We start from the raw sequence: 26735 nt of genomic DNA, 5'->3' as shown, positions 1-26735 counted from the left end.
ACGTAGTCACCACGTTCGCGACGCGCGGCGTCGTCGGAGCCCGCTCGCGGTCCCGTCCCGCACGGAACCGTGCACGTCACGACGTCCCCGCGGCAGGCGACTGCCGTCCCGCCCACCTCGTCCAGTGGAAGGTCAGCCGATGCACTTCGAACTCACTCCGGATCAGGAGCAGCTCAGGGCCGGGGCGCGGGAGCTCGCCCGCAGCTTCGCGGACGACTACTGGGCGGAGAAGGACCAGAAGGGCGAGTTCCCGTGGGACTTCTACAACGCGTTCGCCGAGGGCGGCTGGCTCGGCATCGCCATCCCGACGGAGTTCGGCGGCGGCGGGCTGGGAATCGCCGAGGCGTCGCTGCTGCTCGAGGAGATCGCCGCCTCGGGTGCCGGCATGAACGGGTGCAGCATCATGCACCTGACCATTTTCGGCCTGAACACGATCGTCAAGCACGGTAGCCCGGACCTGCAGAAGGAGATCCTGCCGTCCGCGGCGGACGGCTCGCTGCACGTGTGCTTCGGCGTGACCGAGCCGAACGCGGGGACGGACACCACCCGGATCACCACCTTCGCCGAGAAGGTGGACGGCGGCTACCGGATCAACGGCCGGAAGGTCTGGATCACCAAGGCCGGCGACTCGCAGAAGATGATCCTCATCGCGCGGACGACGAAGCGCGAGGAGAGCGCCCGGCCCACCGACGGCATGTCGCTGTTCCTCATCGACATCGACCGGAAGCACATCGACCTGCGCGCCATCCCGAAGATGGGGCGCAACGCGGTCTCGTCCTACGAGGTTTTCATCGACAACTACTTCGTGCCCGAGTCCGCGCGCATCGGCGAGGAGGGCAAGGGCTTCAAGTACCTGCTCGACGGCCTGAACCCCGAGCGCATCCTGCTCGCCCACGAGGCGCTGGGCATCGGGCGCGCCTCGCTGGAGAAGGCCACCCGCTACGCCAAGGAGCGGATCGTCTTCGACCGGCCGATCGGCCAGAACCAGGGCATCGCCTTCCCGCTGGCGGAGGCCCAGATCCGGCTGGACGCCGCCGAGCTGATGGCACGCAAGGCCGCCTGGCGCTACGACCAGGGGCTGCCCTGCGGGCCCGAGGCGAACATGGCGAAGTGGCTGTGCGCGGACGCCGGATTCAAGGCCGCCGACCAGGCCATCCAGACCCACGGTGGCATGGGCTACGCCCGCGAGTACCACGTCGAGCGTTACTTCCGCGAGTCGCGGATCATGCGCCTGGCGCCGGTCAGCCAGGAGATGGTCCTCAACTACGTCTCCCAGCACGTGCTCGGCCTGCCGAAGTCGTACTGAGACGACGGGCGCGGATCGACGACGGCGACGACGACGGATGACCGACCCCGGCGGGAGCCTGGACGGGCTCCGTGTCCTCGACCTCTCCCGGGTTCTCGCCGGGCCGCTGTGCGCCCAGCTCCTCGCCGACCACGGCGCCGAGGTGATCAAGGTGGAGCCCCCGGCCGGGGACGACACCCGGGCCTGGGGCCCGCCCTTCGTCGCCGACGGCACCAGCGCCTACTTCACCGGGATCAACCGCAACAAGACGAACATCTGCCTTGACCTGAGCGCTCCGACCGGGCACGACGTGCTCGGTCGGCTGCTCGGGGAAGCCGACGTCCTGGTGGAGAACTTCAAGGTCGGGACACTGGCACGCTGGGGTTTCGACGACCCGACGCTGCGGGCGCGCCATCCCCGGCTCGTCCGGTGCCGGATCACCGGTTTCGGCCCCGACGGGCCGATGGGCGCCATGCCCGGATACGACGCCGTGGCCCAGGCGTACAGCGGTCTGATGAGCATCAACGGCGAGGCGGACCGGCCGCCGCTGCGGGTCGGCGTGCCGATCGTCGACATGGTCACCGGCATCTACGCGTTCGCCGGGATCCTGCTCGCACTGCACGCCCGCGCCCGCACCGGCGTGGGCCAGCTCGTGGACTGCACGCTCGTCGACACGGCCGCCTCCCTGCTGCATCCCCACACGGCGGCGCACCTGGCGGACGGACAGGTGCCGATCCGGACCGGCTCGGCCCACTCCGCGATCGCTCCGTACGACACCTTCGACGCCGCGGACGGCCCGATCTTCATCGGCGCCGGCAACGACCGGCAGTTCGCCGCGCTCGCCACCGCGCTGGGCCGGGACGAGCTGTCCGGGGACCCGCGCTTCTCCTCGAACGCCGCCCGGGTCGCGAACGTGGCTGCGCTGCGCGCGATCCTGCGTGAGGCGATCGCGCCCCGCGCACGCCACGGCCTGGCCCGGGAGCTGCTGGCCCGCGGGGTACCCGCGACGGCGGTGCACGACGTCGCGCAGGCACTGGCCGACCCGCACCTGCGGCACCGGAACATGGTCGTGGAGCTCGACGGCTATCGCGGGATCGGCATCCCGATCAAACTGTCCGCCACGCCCGGCTCGGTGCGCCGTCCCCCACGGGCGCAGGGAGCCGACACCCGGCGCATCCTGAGGAACCTGGGCTACACGGACGCGGAGGTGGACGCTCTGATCGCCGCCGACGTCGCCCGCGCCCACGACGAGCCGCCACCCACCGGAGTGTGATCGCCACCGGGCGACAGTCGGGCGGCAGCGGGCCCGCGGACGAGACCCGCTGCCGCGGGGGCCTCAGCCAGCTGCTGTCCTGGACGGGCGCTGGCCGGCATGCTCGACGGCCCACTGCAGCGCGTGGTCGGCGACGGCCTCCCAGCCGGGCTCGGCGCAGGTCCAGTGCGACCGGCCCTCGAACTCGAAGTACTCGGTCAGCGCGGCGGAGTTGTGGTACTTCTTCGCGTTCGCCTTGTTCACCGACGCCGGCATGATGTGGTCCGATCCGCCGCCGATGAACAACAGCGGCGCCCGATCGTCGCGGTCGTAGTCGACCCAGGTCTCCTGGTGTCCCGGCTTGAAGTTGGCGATAAGGCCGTAGACCCACACCCAGTTTCCCGGGGCCGGGATGTGGTAGCGCTCGTGGACCTTGTCGGACTCTTCCCGGCTGAGGGTGTTCGCGAAGGCGTAGTGGAACTCCTCCGGGGTGAACCCGACCGCCTTGTGGAAGTTCCCGGGATGCTTCAGGATCGGGAAGAGCGACTTCACCTGGGACAGCGGGGTGACGTGCACCCCCTCGGTCGGCGCCGAGTCGACGACGACCCCCGCGGCGCCGAGGCCACGGGCGAGCAGCAGCTGGGTGAGGGTGCCCCCGAACGAGTGCCCCATGATGATCGGCGGGGCGTCGAGGCCCTCGATCACCGCGGCCAGATGGTCGACGGTGGCCGGGACGGTGAGGTCGGCGATGACCTGCGGGTCCGCCCGCAGCGCCTCGACCTCCACCTCGAAGCCGGGGTAGGCGGGCGCGATGACCCGGTACCCCTTCTCCTCGAACCGGGTGATCCAGCCCTCCCAGCTGCGCGGGGTCATCCACAGGCCGTGCACCAGGACGATCGTGTCGGGTTTGCCGGAGCCGGCCGGGCCGGCCGCGCTGTCGATGCTCATCGTGTCTCCTTGTTGGTCAGGCGGAGGCGGGGGCGGAGGTGGGGGCGGAGGTGGGGTGAGTGGCGAGAAAAGCCAGCAGGTCGGCGTTCAGCCGGTCCTTGTGCGTCTCGGTGATGCCGTGCGGAGCACCTTCGTACACCGTCAGCTCGGCGCCCTTGACCAGTTCCGCCGAACGCCTGCCGCCGACCTCGATCGGGACCACCTGGTCGTCGTCCCCGTGGATGACGAGCGTCGGCACGTCGAACGCGGCGAGATCAGGCCGGAAGTCGGTGGCCGAGAACGCGGCGATACACTCGAACGCGTTGCGCGCTCCGGTCTGCATTCCCTGCAGCCAGAACGAGTCGCGGATGCCCTGGGAGCGTTCCTGCCCGGGACGGTTCGCGCCGAAGAACGGGCCGTCGGCGAGATCCCGGTAGGCCTGTGAACGGTCGGCGAGCGAGGCGGCACGGAGGCCGTCGAAAACCTCGGCCGGAACGCCGCCAGGGTTGTCGTCGGTCTTCAGCATGAACGGCGGCACGGAGGAGACCAGCACGATCTGCGCGACACGGTCCGTGCCGTGCCGACCGACGTACCGGGCCACCTCGCCGCCGCCCGTCGAGAACCCGACCAGCGTGACCTCACGCAGGTCCAGATGACTGATCAGCGCGGCGAGATCGTCGGCGTAGGTGTTCATGTCGTTGCCGTTCCACGGCTGGGACGACCGCCCGTGGCCGCGGCGGTCATGCGCGACGACGCGGTAGCCGTTCGAGGCCAGGAAGAGCATCTGGGCCTCCCAGCTGTCCGCCTGCAGCGGCCAGCCGTGGCTGAGAACCACGGGCCGGCCCTCGCCCCAGTCCTTGTAGTAGATCTCGGTGCCGTCCAGCGTCGTCACGGTCGCCACGATGTCTCCTCTCGGCGGCCCCGGGGGCGTAGGAACATCCCTGGCGCCGGCCGTCAGCAGGCGTCCCCTCACGTCCACGCTAGGCGGATCGGGTCGGCCGTGCTGGTCTCTGCGCGCACGGTTCTGGACTCTCCGTGCCACATCCGCGACCCTTGGGACGATTGGTCGGGCCGCCCTCGGACGATCAGGCGACGAGCAGGCGACGAGCAGGCGACGGACGATCAGACCACCCGGCGGGGCTTGGGACGGCCCGCGTCCGCCGCGCCGGCCGGACGGGAGGAACACCGGTGGCGACGGTTCTTGATCTCGACCACCTGCCGGCGCACCGGCGCGCCGAGGTCGCCCGGGACGCCATCGTCGCGCTCACCGTCACCAGCCGGTTCAGCGTGCACGCCCAGCACGACATCCGGGGCCGGATCGAGTCGTGGATCTTCGGCGAGGTCGGCCTGATCCGCACGACCGTCAACGCCGGCCAGCACATGATCCGCACCGCCCGGCACGTGCGCCAGGACAGCGCTCCCCCGGTGCTGTCCTTCGCGCAGCGCCGGCACGGGCGCGCCGTCCAGGAGCAGTTCGGGGTCCGCCGCGAGCTGGCCGCCGGCGAGCTGTACTGCACCGACCTGAGCTCCGCGTTCGAGTACGCCAACGCCGAGGGCGGATGCGGCCAGGGCCTGCAGGTACCGCTGGCCTCGCTCGGCCTGCCCGGCGAGGTCGTCCGGCGCGGCGCCCCGAACCTCGCCCGCAGCCCGCTCTACCCGCTGGTCACCGACCATCTCACCGCGCTGGCCCGCGACGCCGCGGCCCTCGAGCGGGACGAGTCCGCCGCGGGCGTCGGCACCGCGACCGTCGAGCTCGTCCGGGCGTTACTGGTGAGCGCGGCCCGCGGCCCCGACGAGCCCCCGGGAACACCGGCGGAGATCATGCTGGCCCGCGTGCGGCACCACGTGCTGGCCCACCTGGCCGATTCCGATCTGAACGCGGACGGCATCGCGGCCGCGGTCGGGGTGTCCGTGCGTCACCTCTACCGGCTGTGCCGGGAGGCGGAGTTCAGCCTGGAACAGTGGATCGTGCGCAACCGGCTGGAACGGGCCCGCGGCGCGCTCGCGGCCCGGGACGCGCGCGGCCGCAGCATCGCCGCCATCGCGCGCGCCAACGGCTTCGCCGACCCCTCCCACTTCAGCCGCCGCTTCCGGGCTGCCTACGGCACCACCCCCCAGGAATGGCGCCGCCACCACACCCCCCACCACACCTCCCCGCCGCAAACCCCCACCCCGGAGCCCGGGTCGGGGCCCGCCCCCAACCCGGACTCAAGGTCATCTCGCGGTGCCGGAAGGTGCGTGGCGGGTGAGTGAGTCCATGGACTCACTCACCCGCCACGCTTCACTGGGCCCGACGCGGGGCCGGTTCCGACAGGTCACGTGACAGTTACATGGCGGGGGCTGCCGGGGTGGTGGGGCGGCGGCGCCAGGGGCGGATGAGGGCGCCGACCTCGGTCCGGACGGCACCGGTCACCGCACCTGAGACGGCACCCGAGACAGCGCCGGGCCCCGCGCCGGCCATGACGGCCGTCACCGCGGCCGATGCCGAGGACAGGCGCTGGGTCGGCACGCTCACCCCGACGGGCGAGTCGGACCGGCCCAGCGCGGCCAGCTCGGCCAGCCACAGGTCGGCAAGCCGGGCGTGGTCCGGGACGCTCTCGCTGGCCACGAACGTGACCCCGACCCGGTCGTCCACGCCGAACATCGCCACGGCCAGGTGCTGACGTCCGACGAGCAGCGGGCCCATGCCGATCAGCCCGGTCATCCGGCGGCCGGCGATGGAGAGCGGGCCGCGGATCGACCGGGCGTTGGTCGCCACCAGCGCCATCTTGTTGATCTGGGCCGGATAGCTGCCGACGTTCGCGAGCATGCGTTGGGAGGCCTTCGCCGCCATGAGCGGGAAGTGCTGGCGCTCCACCAGGCCCAGCCCGCCCTGCTTCATCCGGCGGGTCTCCGCCGCGATCATGGCCACCCGCCGGGCCGGGTCGGGCTCACCGCAGAACAGCGGGACGCGCGCCCCGGTGCTGTGGTTCGACAGGACGTCCTGTTCGGCCGCGGAGCGGATGCTGACGGGCATCAGCGCGTGCAGCTGACGGCCGCTGCGCTCCCACTCCGGCAGCGACCAGGCGCGCAGCGCCCCGGCGAGCGCCGCCAGGTAGACGTCGTTCACGGTGACGCCGTGCTGGCGGGCCACCGCGCGCAGCGTGGCGAGCTCCGTGGTCACCCAGGTAAGTCTCGCCGGGCCGCTCGGTGGGCCGCCCCAGGACTCGAGGCGCCGGGTCGGCAGCAGGCAGGAGATCCCGCGGCCGACGAACCGGGCGTAGTCGGCCGGGCGGGGGCGGCGGATCGTCGGCGCCAGCCCGAGATCGACCTCGTCGCTCTCACCGAACAGCAGGTACATCACCCGGTAGAGCGCGAAGCCGTCCTGCTGGACGTGGCTGGAGCGGTAGACCAGCGCGGTACCAGTCGCCCCCGGGGTCGGGTCACGCAGGAGGTAGAGCATCCACGGCGGCCGGGTGAGGTCGATCGGCCGGGCGACGATCGCGTCGACGGCGGCCCGCAGCCGGGCGTCGTGGGACGCGTCGGCGGACTGCCCCGCCGCGGCGCCCCCGTCTGCGGGGGGCAGGTCGAAGGCGACGACATGGTCGTCGAGGTTCATGTCGGGGTCGGAGACCCAGCGGGTCTCCTCGGCCGACGCGCCCCGCTCGGGGGACCAGACCCGCACTGTGTCGAGACGGTCGGTCAGCATCCGGGCCCGCGGGTCGCGCAGCCGCTCGGCCACGTGGGCCCGCAGGGCCGGCAGGTCCAGCGGGGGGCCGTCGAAGTGCAGCAGCGCGCCGATGTCCTGGTGCTCACCGGGATTGCGCCGGACGAAGGCGAGATAGGCGCGGTCGCCCGGGGTCAGCGGGCGGACGTGCGCCGGTGTGTGACCCATGTTCGTGATCGCGTCGAGCAGACCCATCAGACGCTTCCCCAACCCGTCCGCGGGCGTTGGGTACAGGCCGAAACCAACTGATCAACGGTCCTGGCGGATCGGCGCAACTGTGCGCGAGAGATACCTATACCCATGCATCGATTACTGCCCGTATCGACAGGAACATCCGCAGTTGTGGTGGAGGTCTCTCGCTGCGAATTCGGGACGCACAGCAAGCGGGCGGCGACCAGGAGCGATCAACGGGGATGACCAGCGGATACACCGCGTCCGGCTATGACCACGGTACATTCGGCCGCGTGCACGAAAGTGCTACAAAGCGGTCGAACCGGGCGAATCGGGTGAGCTGCTCAGGCCACCGCAGGTCACGCCAGAGAGGCACCGCAGGTCACATCGCCGGCCGCCGCAGGTCACGCCGGCGGCGCATCGCGGGTCACGCCAGCGAGGTGCCGCACGCACCGCGGGCCATGGGGCGGGCCCCTGCTGGGCGGAGCGGCGAGCCTCGCAGGTCAGGCCGCCGGGAGGTCGCGGACGGCGGCCTTGCACGCCGCCCCGCCCACCGGAGAGAGTTGACCGACGTCTACGTCGAAAATCTCCCTCGGCTGGCGGCTCCCGCCGGCCGCCACCGGTTGGAGGGGCTCGATGAGCACGGAAACATCACGATCGGACTCGGAGTTACCGCAGTCGGCCGACGGCACCACCGGCACCATGAGCACCACCGGCGCCGACAGCACCGCTCCGTTGGCCGGGATCCGGGTGGTCGAGGTCGCCCTGGGGGTCAGCGCGGTCGGCGCGGGGCTGGCCGCCAGCCTCCCCGGCGCGCTGCTGCGCGACTTCGGCGCGCGGGTGACGCGGGTGCGCTCGCGCCGCCGTCCCACCCTGGACGCGGGGGTGGAATTCAGCCGGGTCTGGGATCACGGCAAGCAGATCATCGAGGTGGACGAGGGTGAGCCCGCGGCAGCGGAGACCATCGCCGCGCTCGCCCGCGACGCCGACGTGGTCTTCCTGGCCGGGCCGGAGGAGGCGATCGAGCTTCGGGGGCTGGGCAGCGCGGACCTCGGCCGGGCCAACCCGCGGCTGGTCGCCGTCCGCGTCGGGGACGGTTTCAACGCAGGCGGCGGGACCAGCGGCCTGGAGATCCTCCTCGCGGCCCGGTCCGGCCTGCTCACCCAGATCAGGGCGAACCGTCCCGGCCCGGCGTTCGCCGACCTCACCGTCGCCAGCGCCGGCGCCGGTCTCGCGGCGACGGTGGGCGCCCTGGCCGGGCTCTACGAGCGGGAGTCGACCGGCCTCGGTGGCTGGGCCGAGACCTCGCTCGTCGACGGCCTCCAGGCGATCCTCCCGATGATCATCGGGCGGGTGGAGAACTCCTCGCCGTCGATCAGGCTGCTCTGGAAGGAGCAGGGGCCCGCGGAGACGCTGGCGTACCGGTGCGCCGACGGCGGGTACGTCCAGCTGTGGTTCGGCGCCAAGGGCGCCTACGAGGCGTTCCTCGAGCACATGAACGAGCCGCCGAGCGAGCAGGGCTACACCGCCGACCTGGTGTCCGGCGCGATGGCCGACCGCAGCGAGCGGTGGACGCGCGCGTTCGCGACCCGCGACCGGTCCTGGTGGCTGCAGGACCTCGCCGGGGCGAACTTCCGCTGCGAGCCGGTGCTGCGCCCCGGCGAGGCGCTGCTGGACCCGCATGGCCGGCAGATCGGGCTGAGCGTGGAGCGCGACGACCCCGACCGCGGCACGATCACGGCACTGGGGCCGGTCGGCCGGGTGACGCCGTGGGCCGCCGCCACGTCGGCACCGGGCACCACGTCGACACCGGGCTCCCGGCCAGCCCCAGGCACCACGGCAACACCAGCCACCGCGTCGACACAGGGCGCCCGGCCCGCGCTGGACGCGGCTACCGAGCCGGGCACGGCGGGCGGCCCGAGCCGGCCCGACCCGGGCGCGCGGTTGCTCACCGGCGTCCGGGTCCTCGACGTGTCGGCCTACCTCGCCGGGCCGATCGCCCCGCTGATCCTCGCCGAGCTCGGCGCCGACGTGATCAAGCTGGAGCCGGGCACCGGGGACGTCCACCGCGGCATGGAGCCCATGTTCGCCGCCGGCCAGCGCGGCAAGCGGGCCATCGCGATGAACATGAAGGCGCCCGGCGCCGCGGGCGTCCTCGCCCGGCTGTTCCGCTGGAGCGACGTCGTCCACCACAACTCGCGGGTGGGCCTCGCCGACCGGCTCGGCTACGACGAGGCGACGGTGCGCGCCGTCAACCCCGACGTCGTCTACAGCCACTCCAGCGGATTCGGGGCGACCGGCCCCCGCGCCCTCCTGCCCGCCAACGATCACCTGATGCAGGCGCTGTCCGGCGTCGAGGCGTCCCAGGGCGGGACGGACCAGCCGCCGACGTTCCTCGTCTGGGGCGCGATCGACGTCACCAGCGGATGGGTGGCGGCCTGCGCGGTGCTCGCCGGCCTCTACGCGCGCCGCCGCGGCGGCGCGGGCCAGTCGGTGGAGACGTCTCTGCTCGGCGCGGCGCTGATGCTGAAGTCCGGCGCGTTCGTCGCGGACGGCGCCGTCGTCGAGGGCCCGGTCCTGGACCACGACCAGACCGGCTACGGCGCGGCGTACCGGATCTACCGGTGCGGCGACGGCGGGTGGCTCGCCCTCGCGGTGCCCGACACGGCGGCCTGGCGACGGCTGCGCAAGGCCGTGGCGGGCGGGGGCACGGCAGGAGAGGCCGTGGCGGGCGAGGGCGCCGCGGACGTCGGCCTGCCGCAGGACCCGCCACCGCTGCGGACCCGCCGCGGCGAGCGCCAGCCCGCCGAGGAGCTGCTGGAGGCGGTGTTCCGCACCGGTGCCGCCGCGGACTGGGTGGCCCGGCTCCAGGCGGCTGGGGTACCCGCGGAACTCGTCGCCGAGGTGGATCGCACGGGGTTCATCGCCCGGCTGGTCGACGACCCGGTCAACCAGCAGCTCGGCCGGGTCGTCAGCTTCGACTGGGGTGAGCGGGGCCGGCTCGACCAGCCGGCGTTCCCCCTCCGGCTCGGCCCGGCGGCCCGGCCCGTCGCCCCGCGCGCCATCCCCCGGCTGGGCGAGCACACCCACGAGGTGCTTGACGCTCTTGGCTTCGACGCCGACGAGCGGGCCGCCCTGGTCGCCGCCGGCACCATCCCCCGGCCGGAGCCCGTGCCCGTCGGCTGACCCTGCCCGTCGGCTGCCCCTGTGCGGACGGCCCCGGTTTCCCGTCCGGGGCCGTCCGCACAATTTTTTCGCATTTCCTCGGGTCGCATGTCCACCGATTTCCCACCCGCCTGCGTCTTGAAGGTGACTGACGTTCCGGCGGCATCCAGTGGGGAGCCGAGGACGGCGGCTGGGAGGTACATCAATGGCGGAACGCTCCGCCTCGAAGACGGCGACGTTCGAGCTCTTCGTCGCCGCCCGCGGCACCGCGATGCTGCGCACGGCCGTCTTCCTGGCCGGTGACCCGCACTCGGGCGAAGACCTGCTCCAGGACGTTCTCCTGCGCGTCTACCGACACTGGCGCCGCGTCGACGACCCCGACGCCTACGTCCGCCGTGCACTCGTCAACGCCGCCGCCAGCCGTCGCCGCCGGCGACGCTTCCGCGAGGACCCGCTCGACACCGCCACGGTGCCGATCCCGGACAGCACCCCGGACAGCACAGACACGCTCTCCACCCGCGATCAGTTGTTCACCGCGCTACGCCAGCTCCCGCCACGCCAACGCGCCGTGATCGTGCTGCGCTACTTCGACGACCTCAGCGAAACCCAGATAGCGACCGCCGTCGGCTGCACCCCGGGCAGCGTCAAAACTCACGCCGCCCGCGGCCTGGCCCGGCTACGCACCGTCCTCGGCCCAGAGAACACCCCCGCGGAAAGGAGCAGCGCCCATGGCTGACACGGACGCGGGCCCCGGGTTCGAGCTACATCTGCGCACGGCGATGGCCTCGGCCGCCCAGACCGTCCAGCAACCACCCGGCCTGGCGCGGCAGGTGGTCGAACGCGGACGCCGCCACCGACGGCGCAGGACCCTCGCGGCCGCCGTGGCACTGGCCGTCGCAGCCGTCGGCGCGGTGGTCATTCCGCAGGTCCTTCCCGAGGAGAGATCGGCGATGTACCCCGCCGACACCAGCGTCCTGAGCCCGCCACTCGACACGGCCTACGGAGTGGACGTCCACTGGCTGCCCGACGGCTACGGGGTTCGGTACCGCCAGGGTCAGGACCTTCAGACGCCCGGTCCACAGCAGGGCCAGTTCGACGTGACCACCTTCTACAACAAACTGCCGGTCACCGAGAACTTCTCTGCCTATAGCAAGGAGTTCAGGCCATACACCCCGACCTACCAGGTTGACGTCCGGCGTGGCCGCAACGTGGATCTCGAAGCCGAGCAGCGCTGGGAAGAGAAGATCATCCATGCTGCCGACCCGAGCCACAGAGAACGGACAACGACGGCTGTGCGCGGCCACAGCGCCTATCTGTTCACAAGGGAGGTCTTCGGGAAGCCGCAATACTGGCTGACCTGGAGTCCTGAGCCGACAGTCGCGGTCACGGTGTCGGGGGAGTCGATGCCCGACGTGCGGAGGATCGCCGAGAGCCTCGTCATCGGGCCGCCCCCACCGGGCCCCCACGACCGGGACCAGGCCTCCGGCGCCGAGACGGCGTTCCCCCGCGTCCTGACCAACGGGGGCGACCCGCGTCGGACCCTTGACTGGGTGGAAGGCGGAGACAGCCTGCGTGCGGCGATGGACGAGGCGCTGCGGACCAACCGGGAGACCGTGGAGAGCGTGCGGGTGGCCGCGACCGGGCCGGTCGTCTTCCTGAGCGAGACCGAGGCGATGGTCGGTTTCTCGCTGGACATGCGGGCCCGGGAGAGCGGTGTGATGGTCGACAGCGGGCAGGTCGGTGTCGCCCGCGTGGTCCTGACCGCCAACGGATGGAGGGTCAACAGGCAGGATTACTGCACCCAGCTCATCCGGGTGCTGACCTGCCCGCCGATCACCATCCGGTGACCGGGAGACACCAGGGCCGCCCCGCCGCCAGGCCCGAGGAGACCACGACCGTCCCCGGTTCCTGGCGGCTCCGGGGGTTACCCGTGGTCGTCGCGGCCGCGGTGACGCTGGCCGCTGTCCTGGCCGTCGGCTCGGTCATGGCGACACCGGGCGACTCCACGCGGCACGAGCCGAGCCGGCTCGGCGCCGTCGACGAGGTCCGGGACCAGGTCTGGGGCGTGGAGGTCGGGTGGGTTCCCGCCGGGTTCCGCCGGCAGTCACGCGAGGGCGAGTACTTCCGGGACGAGCGCGGCCCGCGGCGCGACCATTTCGAGGTGCGGGTGGTCTACGCCGCCGCGCCCGCCGGTCGCGCGAGCGCCCGGCCCGTCAACGCCAGTGCCGTGAGCGCCCGATCCGTCAACCCCGACGCCGTGAGCCCCGGCGCCGGCGGGGACCTCCCGGTGGGGCCGGCGACGTACGGGATCGGTGTCCGGCGCGGCCCGGCGGTCGACCTGGCCGCCGAGGTGGCGCACGCTCCAGGCGCCGGCTGGGAGACGGTGCTGCCCGCCGTCGTCGACGGTCACGACGGGTTCCTCCTCAGCACCGGGATCGATGACCGCCGGTCGTTCTCGCTGCTGTGGAGTCCCGGTCCGGGTCTCGTGCTCAGCGTCGGCGGCGGCCGGGCGGACGAGGTCGTCCGGATCGCGGACGGCCTCATGGTGGGCCCGGTGCCGCCGGGCCCACCCGACGCGGCGGGGGCACGGAGGTCGGTCGAGGCCGCGGTGCGGGCCTGCTTCGGCGCCGGGGAAGCCGGTGGGCCCGCGGGTCTCACGGTGGGCCGGATCGCGCCGGTCGTCTTCCTGAGCGAGACCGAGGCCATGGCCGGGTACGAGCTGCGCGGCCCCGCCGAGCCCAGCGCGCCCGCCGGGGCGCCGCGGGCGGGCACCACCGTGAGCGGCGTGCTGGAGCTCGTGGCGACGCCTTCGGGATGGCGGCCGTCCACCAGCCTCGGAACCGGGGCGTCGGTGCCCCGGTCAGCGGGATGCGCGAGCGGCTCGGCCGGTTCGGGCGCCTCGGCTGGCTCGGGTGATCACGTCGGCCCGTCGCCGCTGGGTGTCTCGCGGGTGGGGGCCTGGCGGGCCGCGCCGGAGGTGAGCAGCGCGTCTAGGTCGTCCTGCGCGAAGCCCCAGTCGAGCAGGACCTCCCGGGTGTGCTGGCCCGCTGCCGCAGGTGGCCCGCCCGGCCCCGCCGGGGTCCGGCTGAATCGTGGGGCGGGTGCCGGCTGGACGACGCCGTCCACCTCGACGAAGGTCTGCCGCTCGACGTTGTGTGGGTGGCGGGTGGCCTCCTCCATCGTCAGCACCGGGGTGAAGCAGGTGTCGGTGCCCTCCAGCTCAGCGGTCCACTCCGCCAGCGTGCGGGTGCGGAAGACGGCCTCCAGTGCGGCCCGGCCCGCCGGCCAGGTCGCCGGGTCGCCCTGCTGACGGAGCAGCTCGTCGCCGAGGCCGAGCCGCTGGAGCAGCTCCGCGTAGAACGGGTGCTCGCCCGCCCCGACCGCGACATGCCGACCGTCGGACGTCTCGTAGACGTTGTAGAACGGCGCCGCCAGGCTGAGGATGTTCGTGCCCGGCTCGTCGGACCAAAGCCCCTCGGCGCGCATCCCGTGGAACAGCGTGGTCAGCAGTGCGACGCCGTCGACCATCGCGGCGTCGACGACCTGGCCGAGCCCCGAGCGGGCACGCTCGACCAGCGCGCCGAGCACGCCGATGACGAGCAGCATCCCGCCGCCACCGAAGTCGCCGAGCAGGTTCAGCGGTGGGGCTGGCGGCTGGCCGGGCCGGCGCAGCGGCTCGAGCGCCCCGGCGAGGGCGACATAGTTGATGTCGTGCCCGGGGCTGCGGGTGTAGGGGCCCTCCTGCCCGAAGCCGGTCATCCGCGCGTACACCAGCCGGGGGTTGCGCCAAAGGCACTCGTCCGGCCCCAGCCCGAGCCGCTCGGCCACCCCCGGCCGGTACCCCTCGACGAGGACGTCCGCCCGGTCGACCATCCGCAGGACGGCCTCGACGCCGCCGGGATGCTTGAGGTCGAGCGCGACGGACCGGCGGCCGCGGGTCAGCAGGTCGATCCGGCGGTGTCCTTTCAGGGAGCGCTCGGTCGCGCTCTCCTCCTCGCTCGGCGCGACGTCCTCGAGCCGGGCGACGCGGACGACCTCGGCCCCCAGATCGGCGAGGATCATCGCGCCGAAGGGCCCCGGCCCGCGGCCGGCGAGCTCGACGACCTTCACGCCCGCCAGCGGCCCGCTTCCCGGCTTACCGTCCTTGCGCTCAGACAACGGATGCACAGCTGATAAGTGTACGTTCACTTTTTTATGGCCCGCAACAACCGGGCGCCGCCGGCGCGGGTGCTCAGAGGCGCTGGTGTTCAGGGGTTCAGGGGTTCAGGGGTTCAGGCGATCCAGCGCCGCCTCGGTCTCCAGCTCGACGAACGCCGCCCCGTACCGCTCGGCGAGGGCGAGCGAGACGTCCCGGCGCTGCCAGCCGTCGGTTCCCAGCGTAGACAGCCACACCGCGAGACCGTAGGCCGCCGAGGCACGGTAGGACAGCCAGCCGGCCTCCGGCGACGGGCGCCGCTCCCCCGGCACTTCCAGCGCCCCCAGGTACTCCGCGACCAGGTCGGCCTCGTGCTCGCGCCGGTCCGTCACCGTCAGCGAGCCCACCAGGAAGTAGCCGACGTCCTGCGACCAGCCGCCGCGCCGCGCCACCTGCCAGTCGAGGAACCCGACCTCGCCATCGGGCAGGACGTAGGTGTTGCCGATGTGGGCGTCTCCGTTGTTCCGGTGCAGCACCCGGTGCTCGCCGAGGCCCTCCGCCTTGCAGAACACGGTGGCCGGGCCGGTGCCCGCACTGTAGGTGACACCGAACCGGGCACGGCGGTTGTTGCCGTCGTCCCGGAGGACCAGCCTGACCTCACCGACCTCCGTGCCCGGGTGCCGGCTGGCGAGTGCCACCGTCATCCAGGCGGGAGTGACGTCATCCCAGTCCGCCGGTATCGGGAGTGCCTTCGGTTCCGGTCCGCCGTTCCCGCCGTTCGACATTCGGGCGAGTATGCGTTCACTCAACCGAACGGTCAAGATCCGCGCCCGCGACGACTCCGAACCACAGGCCGCAGGCGGTGGGCGATCTACGCATGCCGTGAACCGGCGCGGCGAGTCCGGGGGCACCGACGGTGAACCCGGGGCGACAGACGGCACCATTCACCCGCCGGGCCACATGCTTTGGCTCATCCGTCCCAACCCAATAGGATCCGGAACGGACCCGGACGGCAGGATGACAACCGTCGAGGGCACTTTCGGCGGGCCCACCGGAGACCCTGGTCACAGGCCGGGAGAGCCGAAAGTCCGGCGAATTCAGGCGGGCGTCAGGCCGACCAGGAATTCTGACACCGGCCCGCGGGAGCACCGCGCATCGCGGTCAGCGGATATCGTGCCGCACTCCTCGCATCCGGCGCGGAAAATTCCGGCGAGCCGGGTGCGATCATGCCCATGACCAGGAAAGACACGAGCCACGACGGAGCGGATCGACAAGCGCCGGCCAGCCCTTGAAATGCCACCATGATTGCCGGTCGGCCACGTCACCAAATCTACTCACGCAGACCAGCGACAAGATTCTGTCGGTGGTTTCCTACGACAGGACCCACACAGCTGACGTCATGCCGGAACCCCCAGCGTGATTCTGAACACGATCCAGCCGTCGGCCTGAGGCGGAAAATCGGTTGGCAGCGGCCGGCTACCGCCCGGATACCGTCAACGGGACGCCGCGAAGCCCAGCCAGTGCCAAGAAGTCGAGCGGCACCGCCACATCTCGGTCGGGCTGCAGAGCCGGCGACGGGCCGCATTCGAACCCTTTCCGCCGCCAACTGCCGAAGGTGGACCATGACGATCCTCGACGCCAGCGCCGCGTCCGGCCTCGCCGGGCCGCCGGGCTCCCACGGCCCGACCGACCGCGGTCCGGTCTACCACGGTCCGCGGCGTGACCCGGCGCCGTTGCTGCCTGGTCCCGAACCGGCCCGGGTGCTCGGCACGCCGGCGGCGCGGGCGCTCGACGCCGAGCTGCTGCGCGCGCTCCACCGCCGCCTGGTGCTGGGACGTCGCTACAACCAGCAGGCCACCACCCTGGCCCGGCAGGGCCGCATCGCGGTCTATCCGGCCTCCACCGGGCAGGAGGCGTGCCAGATCGCCCCGGCGATGGTGCTGCGGGAGACGGACTGGCTGTTCCCGACCTACCGCGACACGCTGGCGGTGGTGTCGCGCGGGGTGCGGCCGGCGGACGTCCTGGCCATGATGCGGGGGCACACGCATGGTGGGTACGACCCGCGGGAGCACCGGATCGCGCCGCTGGCGACCCCGCTGGCCACCCAGGCCTGCCACGCGGTCGGGCTGGCGCATGCCGCCCGGCTGCGCGCGGCGTCGGACCCGGGGGCGCCGCGGGACGTCGTGGCGCTCGCCCTCGTCGGCGACGGTGCCACCAGCGAGGGTGACTTCCACGAGGCGCTGACCTTCGCGGGGGTGCTGAACGCACCGGTGGTGTTCCTGGTGCAGAACAACGGCTACGCGATCTCGGTGCCGCTGGCGCGGCAGTCCGCGGCGCCGACGCTGGCACACAAGGCGGTGGGTTACGGCGTCATCGGACGTCTCGTCGACGGTAACGACGCGCCGGCGGTGCACACCGTGCTCGGCGCCGCGGTCGAGCACGCGCGGGCGGGGCGGGGGCCGGTGCTGGTCGAGGCGGTCACCTACCGGATGGACGCGCACACCAGCGCCGACGACGCGACCCGCTACCGCACGGCGCAGGAGGTCGCCTCCTGGCAGGCCCGGGATCCGGTGACACTGCTCGAGCGGCATCTTCGCGACGCCGGCCTCCTCGACGACGCCGCGGCCGCCGCCGTGGCCGCGGCGGCCGAGGAGCTCGCCGCCGAGATGCGCTCCGAGTTCGGCGCCGAGCCTCCCGAGGTGGACCCGGGCTCGCTGTTCGCGCACGTCTACGCCCGTCCGACCAGCCAGCTGCGGGAGCAGGCCGCCGAACTGGCCGCCCGCATCGCCGCCGAGACCGACCACGCGGGCACCAACCAGGCGGGCACCAACCAGGCGGGCACCGACCAGGCAGGCACCGGCCCGGCCGGGGGCGAGGCCCGGTGAGCGCGGCGACGATGGTGCAGGCGCTCAACGCCGCGCTGCGCGACTCGCTGCGGGCGGATCCCGACGTCCACGTGCTCGGTGAGGACGTCGGTGCGCTCGGCGGCGTGTTCCGGGTCACCGACGGCCTCGCCGCCGAGTTCGGGACGCAGCGCTGCCTGGACACCCCGCTGGCCGAGGCGGGCATCCTCGGCACCGCGGTGGGCATGGCGATGTACGGGCTGCGGCCCGTCGTCGAGATGCAGTTCGACGCCTTCGCGTACCCGGCGTTCGAGCAGCTCGCGTCGCACGTGGCGAAGATGCGCAACCGCACCGGCGGGGCGGTGTCGCTGCCGGTGACGATCCGTGTCCCGTACGGCGGGGGCATCGGCGGCGTGGAGCATCACAGCGACTCCAGCGAGGCGTACTACGCGCACACCCCCGGGCTGCACGTGGTCACCCCCGCCACCGTCACCGACAGCTACGGTCTGCTGCGCGCCGCGATCGCGTCGGACGACCCGGTCGTCTTCCTGGAGCCCAAGCGGCTCTACTGGTCCACCGAGGACGGGCTCTCCCCCGCAGAGGTCGCCCGCGCCGAGGTCGGGCCGATCGGACGGGCGGCCGTCCGCCGGCCCGGCACCTCGGCGACGCTGCTGACCTACGGCCCGGCGCTGCCGGTGTGCCTGCGGGCCGCCGAGGCCGCGGTCGCGGAGGGCTGGGACCTGGCGGTCGTCGACCTGCGCTCGCTGGTGCCCTTCGACGACGAGACGGTCTGCGCGGCGGTCCGGGCCACCGGGCGCGCGGTCGTGGTGCACGAGGCCGCGGGTTTCGGCGGCGTCGGCGCGGAGATCGCCGCCCGGGTCACCGAACGGTGCTTCCACCACCTGGCCGCCCCGGTGCTGCGGGTCACCGGGTTCGACATCCCGTACCCGCCGCCGATGCTCGAGCATCACTACCTTCCCAGCGTCGACCGCGTCCTCGACGCCGTCGCCCGACTCCAGTGGGAGCAGTGACACCGTGGCCGCGGTACTCGAATTCGCCCTCCCGGACCTCGGCGAGGGGCTGACCTCCGCCGAGATCGTCCGCTGGATGGTCGGCATCGGGGACGTCATCGTCGTCGACCAGCCGGTGGCCGAGGTCGAGACGGCGAAGGCGGTCGTCGAGGTGCCGTGCCCGCACGCAGGCGTCGTCACCGCGCTCGCCGGCCCGCCCGGCACCGCCGTCCCGGTCGGCACCCCGCTGATCACCGTGACGGTCGACGAACCCGCGGAACAGCCGGCGGACGGCCCGGACGGCCCGGACGGCGCTCCGGGGTCGGCGGGCGGAGGGTCCGGCAGGGTCCTCATCGGATACGGCCCCCGCGCCGAGCCCGCGCCGACCAGCCGTGCCGGCCGCGCGAGCCGCGCCAGCCGCATTGACCGGTCGCTGGTCGGTGCGACCGCCCCGGAGCCCCTGCCGTCGACGCCACCCGCGCCGACGCCACCCGCGCCGACGCCGACGGCGCGCGAAGCCCGGCAGGCGGTCAAGGTGATCTCGCCGCTGGTCCGGCGGCTCGCCCGGGACAACGCCGTCGACCTGCGTGAGCTCACCGGCACCGGCCCGGACGGCCTGATCCGCCGCCGGGACGTCGAGGCGGCCATCACCGCAGCCACCCGAACCGGCCCGGCCACCCCGGCGGACCTGGCGGCCCCGGCCGCACCGGCCGCACCGGCCCCACTGGCGGACCTGGCCGGCCCGGACGGCGCGGACGTCGTCCCGTTGAGCCCGCTGGCGCGGCGCGCGGCGGAGGCGTTCGGGCGCAGCCGGCGCGAGGTGCCGGACGCGACCACCTGGGTCGACGCGGACGCCACCGAGCTGCTCGCCGCCCGGGACGCCCTCAACGCGGGCGGCGCCGAGCCCCGCATCGGCGTGCTGGCGCTGCTGGCCCGGGTCTGCGTCGCCGCGCTGCGCCGCTTCCCCGACCTGAACTCGACCGTCGTCACCGACGCCGACGGCCGCGCGACCGGCGTGCGCCAGCACCGCGCCGTCCACCTCGGGTTCGCCGCGCAGACCCCGCGTGGCCTCGTCGTCCCGGTGGTGCGCGACGCCCAGGGCCACACCACCGCCAGCCTGGCCGCCGAGGTGACCCGGCTGACCGCCGCCGCCCGGGCGGGCCGGCTCACCCCCGCCGAGCTGACCGGCGGCACGTTCACGCTGAACAACTACGGCGTCTTCGGCGTCGACGGCGCCACGCCCATCGTGAACCACCCCGAGGTGGCCATGATCGGCATCGGCCGGATCCTCCCCAGGCCATGGGCGGTGGACGGCGAGCTGGCCGTCCGCCGGATCACCCAGCTCTCGTTCACGTTCGACCACCGCGTCTGCGACGGCGCCACCGCCGGCGCCTTCCTGCGCTTCGTCGCCGACGCGGTCGAGAACCCCACGACGCTGCTCCGATACCTGTGACCGCCGACCTTCACTCCGCAGGCGACGACCGCCACCGAACCGGTCCCAGGAGACATGTCTTGCCTGCCCACGCCCCGCACGCCCGTCTCACCTACCTGGGCCCCGAGGGGACCTTCACCGAGGCCGCGCTGCGCACGCTGCCGGAGGCGGCGACCCACGAGCTGTTCCCGTCCATGTCGGTGGCGGCGGCGCTGGACGCGGTGCGCAACGAGGACGCCGTCGCGGCGCTGGTGCCGATCGAGAACTCGGTGGAGGGCGCGGTCACCGCCACGCTGGACGAGCTGGCGACCGGCCGGCCACTGATCATCCGCCGCGAGGTGCTGCTGCCGATCAGCTTCGCGCTGCTGGTGCGGCCGGGCACGACGCTGGACGACGTCAAGACGGTCACCGGCCACTCGGTCGCCCAGGCCCAGGTACGCCGGTGGCTGGCGGCGAACCTGCCGCACGCGGAATGGGAGTCGGCGGCGTCCAACGCCGAGGGAGCCAGGCTGGTTCGGGACGGGCGGTTCGACTGCTGCTTCGCCGGGGAGTTCACGGCGCGGCGCTACGGCCTGGAGGCGCTGCTGACCAACGTCAACGACGCCGCCGACGCCACGACCCGGTTCGTCCTGCTCGGACGTCCCGGCCCGACGAGCGCGCCGACGCGCGCGGACAAGACGTCCATCGTGGTGTGGCCGACCGAGGACGAGCCGGGCGCGCTGCTGGCGCTGCTGCAGGAGTGGGCGGTCCGCAAGGTCAACCTGATCCGGATCGAGTCCCGGCCGACCGGTGAGGGGCTGGGCCGGTACTGCTTCTCGATCGACGCGGAGGGGCACGTCAGCGGCCGCGGGGTCAGCGAGGCCCTGATGGGGCTGCACCGGATCTGCCGGAAGATCCGGTTCCTGGGTTCCTATCCCCGTGCCGACCGGCCCGCCCCGCCCGCGGGCCAGCGGCTGACGGGGCACGACTTCGTCGAGGCCGCGGACTGGCTCTCCACCTGCCTGACCGGCGACGACGGGGACTGGGAGCCCTGACCGTGGCGGCCACGTTCCTTTGATTGTGACGTCGATATTTGCTTAGTGTGGTGCGCGGAGCACCTGCTCCGGCGGCTGCCGGGGAGGACGAGGCCAGCGACGGCGCGCTCCGGCCGTCGGGCGTGACATCGAGGTCACGTGCCCCCGGCCCTCCCCGTCTCGTCCCGTCCCGTCCCCGGACCAGGAGCGTGGCTTCCGTGAGCAGTGACAGCGACGTGCGCCCGAGCACGCACATCCTGTCCGACCTCGGTTTCGAGCTGACCAGGGTCGGTGACGAGCTGCGCGGGTCGGCGGCGATCGTCCCCGAGATGTTCGTGCCCGGCACGCCGAGCGTCCGGACGTCGATTCTCGCCGTCTGGGCCGACACCGCGTGCGGGCACGCGGTCATGGCCGCCGTCGCCCCGCGGGTCCCGGTCACCCTCGACCTCGACGTGCACGTCTACCGCCCGCTGCACGAGTCCGGGACCATCAACACCGTGGCGCGGCTGGTCAAGGCCGGGAAGTCGGTCTGTGGCGTCGAGGTGGTCTTCACCGGCGCCGGCGGCGACGAGCTGGCGTTCTGCACCGCGTCCTTCATGGCCGCCCCGAACCCAGAGATGATCATGCCATCGGCGCAGACCGGCCTGGCCTCCCGCCCCCGCGGAGGGCGGCTACAGGTCCCGCTGGCCGAGCGCGCGCGCTGCGAGATCCGCGAACCGGGCGTCGCGGTACTCCCCCGCACCGAGGACGGGCTGAACTCGTCGAACACGGTCAGCGGCGGGCTGATCGCCCTCGCCGTCGAGGAGGCGGCGCTCTCGCTGACCCCGGGCACCTCGCTCTCCTCCCTGGCCCTGCGCTTCCTGCGCCCGGTCCGCACCGGCCCCGTCGTAGCCACGGCCCAGGTACGGGACGGTCTCGGCCGCGTCGAGGCCCGCGACGCCGGCGGCGACAACCGCCTCGCCGTCCTCGCCACCACGAGGGTCTTCGACTAGCCCTGTCTTCCGCACATGGGATTTCGATGGGTTGACCGGCCCGGTTTCCGATCAAGGTGGCCGGGTGGGATCGACGCCGAGAATGTCGAGGAGGTGCTGGTGCAGCGCCGATGGGCGGGGGATGTAGGCAGGCTGGTCGCCGCGGGCGGGCACGAGGCGCAGCCTGCTCAGTGCGCCGAGGACCAGTGCTCCGGTGGGGCGGGCGGGACGACCGGCGTAGATGCCGGGGATCTTCCCGTCAGGGCCGGTACCGAGCCGGGCTTGGCGTTCGACCAGGCAGAAGACGAGCAGGGCCAGGCAGATCACGTGGATGAGGGCGTGGATCCGCTGGTTGGAGTGCAGGAACATCGGGGCGACCGCGAGCGGGCCCTTGAACGCGCCGTAGCGACGTTCAACGACTTCCTGCCCTTTGTAGCGGGCGAGGACCTCAGCCGGGCCGACGTCGTCAGGCAGGTTGGTCAGCAGCGCGTACCAGCCGTCGGTGGCAGCCTCGGCGTCGAGCGCGGCGGAGTCGAAGTTCCAGGCCAGGGCCGGTTTCCCGGTGTCCGGGTCGACGCTGGTGGTGGCGTGGAGGTAGCGGGTGACGCGGTGTTTCGTCGCCAGGAGGGTCAGGCGGGCCTGCACCGCGGCCTCGGTGCGGTAGAGGTGGTGGCTGCCCGCGGCGCGGGTGAGGGTGTCGAGGTCGGTGCGGGCGCGGCCGAGTTTCAGCGCGCGGGCGGCTTTCGCGGCCTGGTCGTTCGCCGACGACCAGACGAACACCGTGCGCACGGTGACCGGCGGGTCTTTCTTCCGGGGTCCCCGCAGGGTGGTGACGCCTTCCCGGACACGGTAGGCCGCCCGCTGGTGGAAGGGTTTGTCCTGGTCACGGGCCGCGACATAGCCGACGAGTGTGGCGGTGGCCCAGTCCTGGGCGGCCAGGACCTGGCCGGGCACGACGGTTTTCGGTGCCGGGGCGAGGAACGTGACCCCGGGCGTGGACGTCAACGCGGTCAGATTCGCGTAGGAGACGAGTTTGCTGTCGCCGACCAGCAGGAACTGTCGGGGGCCGGCGAGCCCGGCCAGGGCCCGCATCGCGCCGGTGACCTGACAGACCTCACCGGCGCCGCCGTCGTAGGCGCGGTGCAGCAGCGGGATCCCGCCGTCACCGGTGACCGCGAGCCCGGTCTGGACCTGTTTGAGGTCGGGGCGGCGGTCCTTCGGGTGGCCGTACTTCGGGGTCGCGTAGTCGCCGTCGATCTCGGGATAGGCGCCGTGCAGCGAGATCGATGTCATGTCCCAGTGGACACGGGACAGGTCGAGGTCGAACGCGGCGATCGCCGCGGCACCGACCGAACCGACCACGGCCTCGCAGACCGGGGCGAGCGCGTCAAGCGCCCGACCGACCCGGTCGTCGTTCAACACGTCCGGCGCGATACCGAACATCTCTTCGACCGCCCAGTCCCGTGCCCACCGTTCGACGTGCAGCAGCGGGGTCGGCGAGGTCAGCCGGTTCGCGACCAGTGCGGCGATCACGTCGCCGTGGGTGGCCCGGTTGACCTTGTCACGCATCGGGGCGAGTCGATCGATCGTGCCCGCGACATCGAGGCGGGCCAGGTAGTCACGCACGACAGGGAGCGCGCCGAGCGGCTTCTCGACGCTCGGCGGCCCGTAGTCCATCGCGACCGTCACAGCCAGGAACAGTCCCAGGCCCGTCACTACCGATCGCGGCCATCCCGACGTGATCCGAACAAGACATCACGTAGCTGTCTCACCGCACGCACGTGCGGAAGACAGGACTAGCGGGCCTGGTTCCGGACAGCGTCGGCGGACCTGTTCCGAGGTCACCGGGCGTCCGCGGGCAGGAAGGCGAGCGCCGCGCGGAGATTGCGTTCGGCGATATCCCTCATCAGGGCGCGCTCCGGGAAGTCACCGTCGAGCAGCCGCAGCGGCCCGGCGACGAGCGACAGGCGCATCGCCAGCGTGTAGAACGCCAGCCGCCGGTAATGCTCGCCGAAGCGCAGCCGCAGGAACACGTGCTCCCACTCGACGTCGAAGAACATCAGCCCCTCGACGTCGATGAGGACCGGCCGCCCACGCCGGTCCACCAGAACGTGGTCCGGCCCGAGTTCCCCGTGGACGAGCCCGTACCGCGAACGCGGGCGCACGGCCGCGGCCAGTGTGTGGACCACTGACTCTAGGCGCTCCCGGACGCGGGTGAGCCGCGTGTCACGGACGGCGGCTTCGGCGAGGTCGCCGAGCGCGCGTTCGAGGACGACCTGCTCGCAGGAGCTGCCCCTGGACGTACCGCCCTTGTTGGCCAGGGCGACCTTGCCGAAGCGTGGACCGTGGTGCCCCCGCATCACGGCGAGCGTCTCGGCGAGCTGTGCCATCGTCGTCTCCGCGCCGTGCGGGTCCTCCCGGAGCAGTGCTTCCAGGCTGTCGCCGGGCACGTCCTCGACCACGGCGACGTCCGCCGGGTAATGACCCCCGCTCCGGTCAATCAGTCGGATCCGCGGCGTGCGGATGCCGAGGACGTCCAGCTCGCGGTGGGCGGCCTCGAAGAGATCGAGGCCTGAGGCCGGCTCGAACGGGTCCGTGTGGCTGTCGGTGTCGGTGTTGGTATCGCTGTCGGTGTCGCCGGCCCGCGGGGTGGGCCAGTAGTTCTCGGAGTCGTCCCAGATGTAGACGATCGCGGTCGAGTCGTCGTCGAGAGTTAGTCGGTACACGCCCTTCCTGCTTCCGCCTCGCAGCCGGGAGACACCCACGAGTCGATGTCCAGCGCCCAGCGCGGCGCGTGCGACAGGCTCCAGGTGCTCTCGGGTGACGACTCTGCGCGCCATGTGCACGGCCTGCCTCTCCCGTGTGCCGATTGTTGACCTCAGACACGGCCCGGCGGCGGAGGCCCTGGTGCTTCTGGTGCTCGACTACTCGCCTCTTGGTTTCTTTCTCGCCATTTCGGGGGGCATTCTCCGCGAATCCGGCCTGAAAGGGCGAGAAGGATATCAGAGGGCGAGCAGGCCACCCCGACGTTCAGGCGGTTTGTTCGATATAGGGCATAGCCCCTGGTAGGACGGCTTGGCCGGCCCGGCGGCCCGGCGGCGCGTCAGGCCGACGGGTGCGGGCGGGTCAGCGCGATGGGGTGCGGGGGTCAGGCCGGCGGGGTGGCGGCACGGGGACGGGGGTGGTCGGCGAAGAACCGCCAGATCGTCTCGGTGGCGTCGAGGGCGGTTGACGGGGTGCCGGCGCCGAGCCGCTCGGCGAGCGGGTTCGGCGTCGCCCCGGGCCACTGGTGTCCCGCGCCCGCGATGGTGACCAGCTCGACGTCGCGGCCCTCCGGGCAGGTCGCGGTCGAGGTCGTCAGTACTCCCGAGGTCGTCGTCCGGGGCGGGGCGCAGCGGTCGATGCGCCGCCAGGCGGCGTTCGCGTCCGGCACTGGCGGGCCGTCGATCGCGGGGCTGCGCGGACTGTAGGGCTCGCCGGGCGCGCCGTCGTAGCGGATCACCGGGTCGGCGGCGCCGTGGATGTGCAGGACCGACGCCGGTGCCGCCCCGGCGCAGTCGACGAGCATCGTGGTCGAGTCCACACCGACGGCGGCGAAGAGGTCGGTCTCGCAGGCCATCCGGTAGGCCATCGCGCCGCCGTTGGACACGCCGGAGACGTAGACGCGGTCCGGGTCGATCCCGGTCTGCCGGCGGACCGTGGCCACGGCCTCCTTGAGGAAGGCGACGTCGTCGACGCCCGTCCGGGCGGCCGGGCCGCAGCAGCCGCCGCCGGCGTTCCACGACTTGTCCGTGCCGTCGGGAAACAGGGCGACGAACCGGCCACGGTCGGCGGCCTGATCCCAGTGGTAGGAGTCCTCGGCCTGGGTTCCACCGCCGTAGCCGCCGTGCAGCATGACGACGAGGGGCGCCGGCCCGGTGAGCCCGGCCGGCCGGTAGGCGTGCACCGTCCGTTGGACACCGCCGACGCTGATCGTCCGGGTCGACCTGCCGACCGGGAGCGCGGTGCCGGGCGACGGCGTGCCGCCGTCCGTCGGTGCGCCCCCCGTGCCGGTGCCCGTGCCTGGTGTCGTGCCCGCGCCACCGGCGGCGATCGGCAGCGACTCTCCCGGGCCGCACGCGACCAGCGACGCGGCCGGCAGCACGGCGAGCGCGGCCGCGGCGAGGAGCGTGGCGCGGCGGTGGCGCGGGGGTCCGTCCCGTTTCGTCATGCCCGGCAGAATAGGCAAGGGTCTTTCTTATTTGCAACGGCGGACTTCTGCGCGACCGGAATGTCGACGTGGCCGAGAGCTAACGTGACTCACATGTCCAGGCCGGCCGCCGCGCAGACCACCCCGGCGCTGTTGCAGGCCGTGGCCCGGTCGCAGGCGTCCCGGGTGGCCGCCGGGTTCACCGAGGCCGGGCTCACCGGGCTGCGCCCGGGTCACGCGCAGTTGCTGATCCCCCTGCTGAGCGGTGGACAGCGGGTCTCCGAGCTGGCGGAGCAGCTCGGCGTCTCCCGACAGGCCGTGGCTCAGGTGGTTACCACGCTCGAGAAGGGCAGCTACGTCGAGCGGGTGGCCGATCCGCGCGACGGGCGGGCCCGCGTCGTCCGACTGACGGCGCTCGGCCTGGTGGCGATGCGGGCGATGCGCGCCACCGCGCTGGCCGTGGAGCGGGAGTGGGCCGCCCGGCTCGGCGCCGACGGCCTCGGCCAGCTTCGCGACCTGCTCACCACCCTGCTCGACACCGACACCGACACCGACACCGGTGCGGGCGCGGGTTCCGACACCAGCGCCTGACGCGCCACCCCGGGCCATCTTGCGAAAATCGCAAGGCGAGGTTAT

Annotated in this window: 21 protein-coding genes; 12 read left to right on the top strand and 9 right to left on the bottom strand. The window is 72.9% G+C overall.

The genetic code is table 11. The features are described 5' to 3' along the window. Window positions 1-139: 139 nt before the first annotated feature. Both FRANEAN1_RS07870 and FRANEAN1_RS07865 read left to right on the top strand, forming a co-directional pair. A complete protein-coding gene (locus FRANEAN1_RS07870; RefSeq protein WP_020459220.1) occupies window positions 140-1306 on the top strand; it encodes an acyl-CoA dehydrogenase family protein in 1167 nt (388 codons plus the stop codon). Window positions 1307-1343: 37 nt separating this feature from the next. After that, the gene (locus FRANEAN1_RS07865) at window positions 1344-2558 is read left to right on the top strand and encodes a CoA transferase (RefSeq protein WP_020459219.1); all 1215 of its coding nucleotides are present in this window, start codon (window positions 1344-1346) and stop codon (window positions 2556-2558) included. A 63-nt stretch (window positions 2559-2621) separates the two neighbouring features. On the opposite strand, the gene FRANEAN1_RS07860 is transcribed toward FRANEAN1_RS07865, so the two are convergent. Both FRANEAN1_RS07860 and FRANEAN1_RS07855 read right to left on the bottom strand, forming a co-directional pair. Then, a complete protein-coding gene (locus FRANEAN1_RS07860; protein ID WP_020459218.1) occupies window positions 2622-3485 on the bottom strand; it encodes an alpha/beta hydrolase in 864 nt (287 codons plus the stop codon). Between the two features lie 16 nt (window positions 3486-3501). Further along, window positions 3502-4365: an alpha/beta hydrolase gene (locus FRANEAN1_RS07855; RefSeq protein ID WP_041253837.1), complete on the bottom strand. Its 864-nt coding sequence runs from the start codon at window positions 4363-4365 to the stop codon at window positions 3502-3504. A gap of 287 nt (window positions 4366-4652) precedes the next feature. Between FRANEAN1_RS07855 and FRANEAN1_RS36865 the strand changes: the two genes are divergently transcribed. After that, complete coding sequence (locus FRANEAN1_RS36865) at window positions 4653-5717, top strand: helix-turn-helix domain-containing protein (protein WP_020459216.1); 1065 nt, start codon at window positions 4653-4655, stop codon at window positions 5715-5717. A 73-nt stretch (window positions 5718-5790) separates the two neighbouring features. Here FRANEAN1_RS36865 and FRANEAN1_RS07840 read toward each other — a convergent pair whose 3' ends face one another. Further along, on the bottom strand, window positions 5791-7365 hold the full coding sequence (locus tag FRANEAN1_RS07840; protein WP_020459215.1) for a WS/DGAT domain-containing protein: 1575 nt from the start codon (window positions 7363-7365) through the stop codon (window positions 5791-5793). Between the two features lie 678 nt (window positions 7366-8043). On the opposite strand from FRANEAN1_RS07840, the gene FRANEAN1_RS07830 reads away from it, so the two are divergent. The 3 genes from FRANEAN1_RS07830 (at window position 8044) to FRANEAN1_RS07820 (ending at window position 12353) form a co-directional block, all read left to right on the top strand. Beyond that, the gene (locus tag FRANEAN1_RS07830) at window positions 8044-10527 is read left to right on the top strand and encodes a CoA transferase (RefSeq protein ID WP_041253829.1); all 2484 of its coding nucleotides are present in this window, start codon (window positions 8044-8046) and stop codon (window positions 10525-10527) included. Window positions 10528-10711: 184 nt separating this feature from the next. Continuing rightward, complete coding sequence (locus FRANEAN1_RS07825) at window positions 10712-11242, top strand: SigE family RNA polymerase sigma factor (RefSeq protein WP_020459213.1); 531 nt, start codon at window positions 10712-10714, stop codon at window positions 11240-11242. After that, window positions 11235-12353, top strand: coding sequence for a hypothetical protein (locus FRANEAN1_RS07820; RefSeq protein ID WP_020459212.1), 1119 nt, complete (start codon window positions 11235-11237; stop codon window positions 12351-12353). The genes FRANEAN1_RS07825 and FRANEAN1_RS07820 overlap by 8 nt, the downstream gene beginning before the upstream one ends. Window positions 12354-12610: 257 nt before the next feature. Here FRANEAN1_RS07820 and FRANEAN1_RS07815 read toward each other — a convergent pair whose 3' ends face one another. The 3 genes from FRANEAN1_RS07815 to FRANEAN1_RS07800 all read right to left on the bottom strand — a co-directional run bounded on the left by FRANEAN1_RS07815 (window position 12611) and on the right by FRANEAN1_RS07800 (window position 15345). Beyond that, window positions 12611-12916, bottom strand: a complete 306-nt coding sequence (locus FRANEAN1_RS07815; RefSeq protein WP_041253827.1) for a hypothetical protein — start codon at window positions 12914-12916, stop codon at window positions 12611-12613. A gap of 506 nt (window positions 12917-13422) precedes the next feature. After that, entirely contained in the window at window positions 13423-14673 is a 1251-nt protein-coding gene (locus FRANEAN1_RS07805) for a CaiB/BaiF CoA-transferase family protein (protein ID WP_347177026.1), read from the bottom strand. Window positions 14674-14769: 96 nt separating this feature from the next. Continuing rightward, the gene (locus FRANEAN1_RS07800) at window positions 14770-15345 is read right to left on the bottom strand and encodes a phosphotransferase (RefSeq protein WP_041255648.1); all 576 of its coding nucleotides are present in this window, start codon (window positions 15343-15345) and stop codon (window positions 14770-14772) included. 918 nt (window positions 15346-16263) lie between these two features. Here FRANEAN1_RS07800 and FRANEAN1_RS07795 point away from each other — a divergent pair. From FRANEAN1_RS07795 to FRANEAN1_RS07775, 5 genes are all read left to right on the top strand, one after another. Further along, on the top strand, window positions 16264-17526 hold the full coding sequence (locus FRANEAN1_RS07795) for a thiamine pyrophosphate-dependent enzyme (protein WP_020459209.1): 1263 nt from the start codon (window positions 16264-16266) through the stop codon (window positions 17524-17526). A gap of 11 nt (window positions 17527-17537) precedes the next feature. Next, window positions 17538-18515, top strand: coding sequence for an alpha-ketoacid dehydrogenase subunit beta (locus FRANEAN1_RS07790; protein ID WP_020459208.1), 978 nt, complete (start codon window positions 17538-17540; stop codon window positions 18513-18515). 4 nt (window positions 18516-18519) lie between these two features. Beyond that, window positions 18520-19947 carry a dihydrolipoamide acetyltransferase family protein gene (locus FRANEAN1_RS07785; RefSeq protein ID WP_020459207.1) on the top strand — a complete coding sequence of 476 codons (1428 nt, stop codon included), beginning with the start codon at window positions 18520-18522 and terminating at the stop codon, window positions 19945-19947. 59 nt (window positions 19948-20006) lie between these two features. Then, on the top strand, window positions 20007-20960 hold the full coding sequence (gene pheA, locus FRANEAN1_RS07780; RefSeq protein WP_020459206.1) for a prephenate dehydratase: 954 nt from the start codon (window positions 20007-20009) through the stop codon (window positions 20958-20960). A 197-nt stretch (window positions 20961-21157) separates the two neighbouring features. Then, entirely contained in the window at window positions 21158-21931 is a 774-nt protein-coding gene (locus FRANEAN1_RS07775; protein WP_020459205.1) for a hotdog domain-containing protein, read from the top strand. A 51-nt stretch (window positions 21932-21982) separates the two neighbouring features. On the opposite strand, the gene FRANEAN1_RS07770 is transcribed toward FRANEAN1_RS07775, so the two are convergent. The 3 genes from FRANEAN1_RS07770 to FRANEAN1_RS07760 form a co-directional block, all read right to left on the bottom strand. Then, window positions 21983-23626 (bottom strand): IS1634 family transposase, encoded by a 1644-nt coding sequence (locus FRANEAN1_RS07770; RefSeq protein WP_347176729.1) that lies wholly within the window; start codon window positions 23624-23626, stop codon window positions 21983-21985. 125 nt (window positions 23627-23751) lie between these two features. After that, window positions 23752-24750 carry a phosphotransferase gene (locus FRANEAN1_RS07765; RefSeq protein ID WP_041253825.1) on the bottom strand — a complete coding sequence of 333 codons (999 nt, stop codon included), beginning with the start codon at window positions 24748-24750 and terminating at the stop codon, window positions 23752-23754. Window positions 24751-25058: 308 nt separating this feature from the next. Further along, window positions 25059-26138, bottom strand: a complete 1080-nt coding sequence (locus FRANEAN1_RS07760) for a PHB depolymerase family esterase (RefSeq protein WP_347177025.1) — start codon at window positions 26136-26138, stop codon at window positions 25059-25061. A 75-nt stretch (window positions 26139-26213) separates the two neighbouring features. On the opposite strand from FRANEAN1_RS07760, the gene FRANEAN1_RS07755 reads away from it, so the two are divergent. Further along, complete coding sequence (locus tag FRANEAN1_RS07755; protein ID WP_041253824.1) at window positions 26214-26690, top strand: MarR family transcriptional regulator; 477 nt, start codon at window positions 26214-26216, stop codon at window positions 26688-26690. Window positions 26691-26735 lie beyond the last annotated feature (45 nt).

The sequence above is a fragment of the Parafrankia sp. EAN1pec genome (genome assembly GCF_000018005.1).
Taxonomy (GTDB): Bacteria; Actinomycetota; Actinomycetes; order Frankiales; family Frankiaceae; genus Parafrankia; species Parafrankia soli.
Note: the sequence above shows the minus strand (reverse complement) of the source record. Positions and strands in the feature narration are given on the sequence as shown.

Coding starts and splice junctions, on each gene's coding strand:
- FRANEAN1_RS07870 (WP_020459220.1), top strand. CDS start 140: ATGCACTTCGAACTCACTCCGGATCAGGAGCAGCTCAGGGCCGGGGCG.
- FRANEAN1_RS07865 (WP_020459219.1), top strand. CDS start 1,344: ATGACCGACCCCGGCGGGAGCCTGGACGGGCTCCGTGTCCTCGACCTC.
- FRANEAN1_RS07860 (WP_020459218.1), bottom strand. CDS start 3,485: ATGAGCATCGACAGCGCGGCCGGCCCGGCCGGCTCCGGCAAACCCGAC.
- FRANEAN1_RS07840 (WP_020459215.1), bottom strand. CDS start 7,365: ATGGGTCTGCTCGACGCGATCACGAACATGGGTCACACACCGGCGCAC.
- FRANEAN1_RS07830 (WP_041253829.1), top strand. CDS start 8,044: ATGAGCACCACCGGCGCCGACAGCACCGCTCCGTTGGCCGGGATCCGG.
- FRANEAN1_RS07825 (WP_020459213.1), top strand. CDS start 10,712: ATGGCGGAACGCTCCGCCTCGAAGACGGCGACGTTCGAGCTCTTCGTC.
- FRANEAN1_RS07820 (WP_020459212.1), top strand. CDS start 11,235: ATGGCTGACACGGACGCGGGCCCCGGGTTCGAGCTACATCTGCGCACG.
- FRANEAN1_RS07800 (WP_041255648.1), bottom strand. CDS start 15,345: ATGACGGTGGCACTCGCCAGCCGGCACCCGGGCACGGAGGTCGGTGAG.
- FRANEAN1_RS07795 (WP_020459209.1), top strand. CDS start 16,264: ATGACGATCCTCGACGCCAGCGCCGCGTCCGGCCTCGCCGGGCCGCCG.
- FRANEAN1_RS07790 (WP_020459208.1), top strand. CDS start 17,538: ATGGTGCAGGCGCTCAACGCCGCGCTGCGCGACTCGCTGCGGGCGGAT.
- FRANEAN1_RS07765 (WP_041253825.1), bottom strand. CDS start 24,750: ATGGCGCGCAGAGTCGTCACCCGAGAGCACCTGGAGCCTGTCGCACGC.
- FRANEAN1_RS07755 (WP_041253824.1), top strand. CDS start 26,214: ATGTCCAGGCCGGCCGCCGCGCAGACCACCCCGGCGCTGTTGCAGGCC.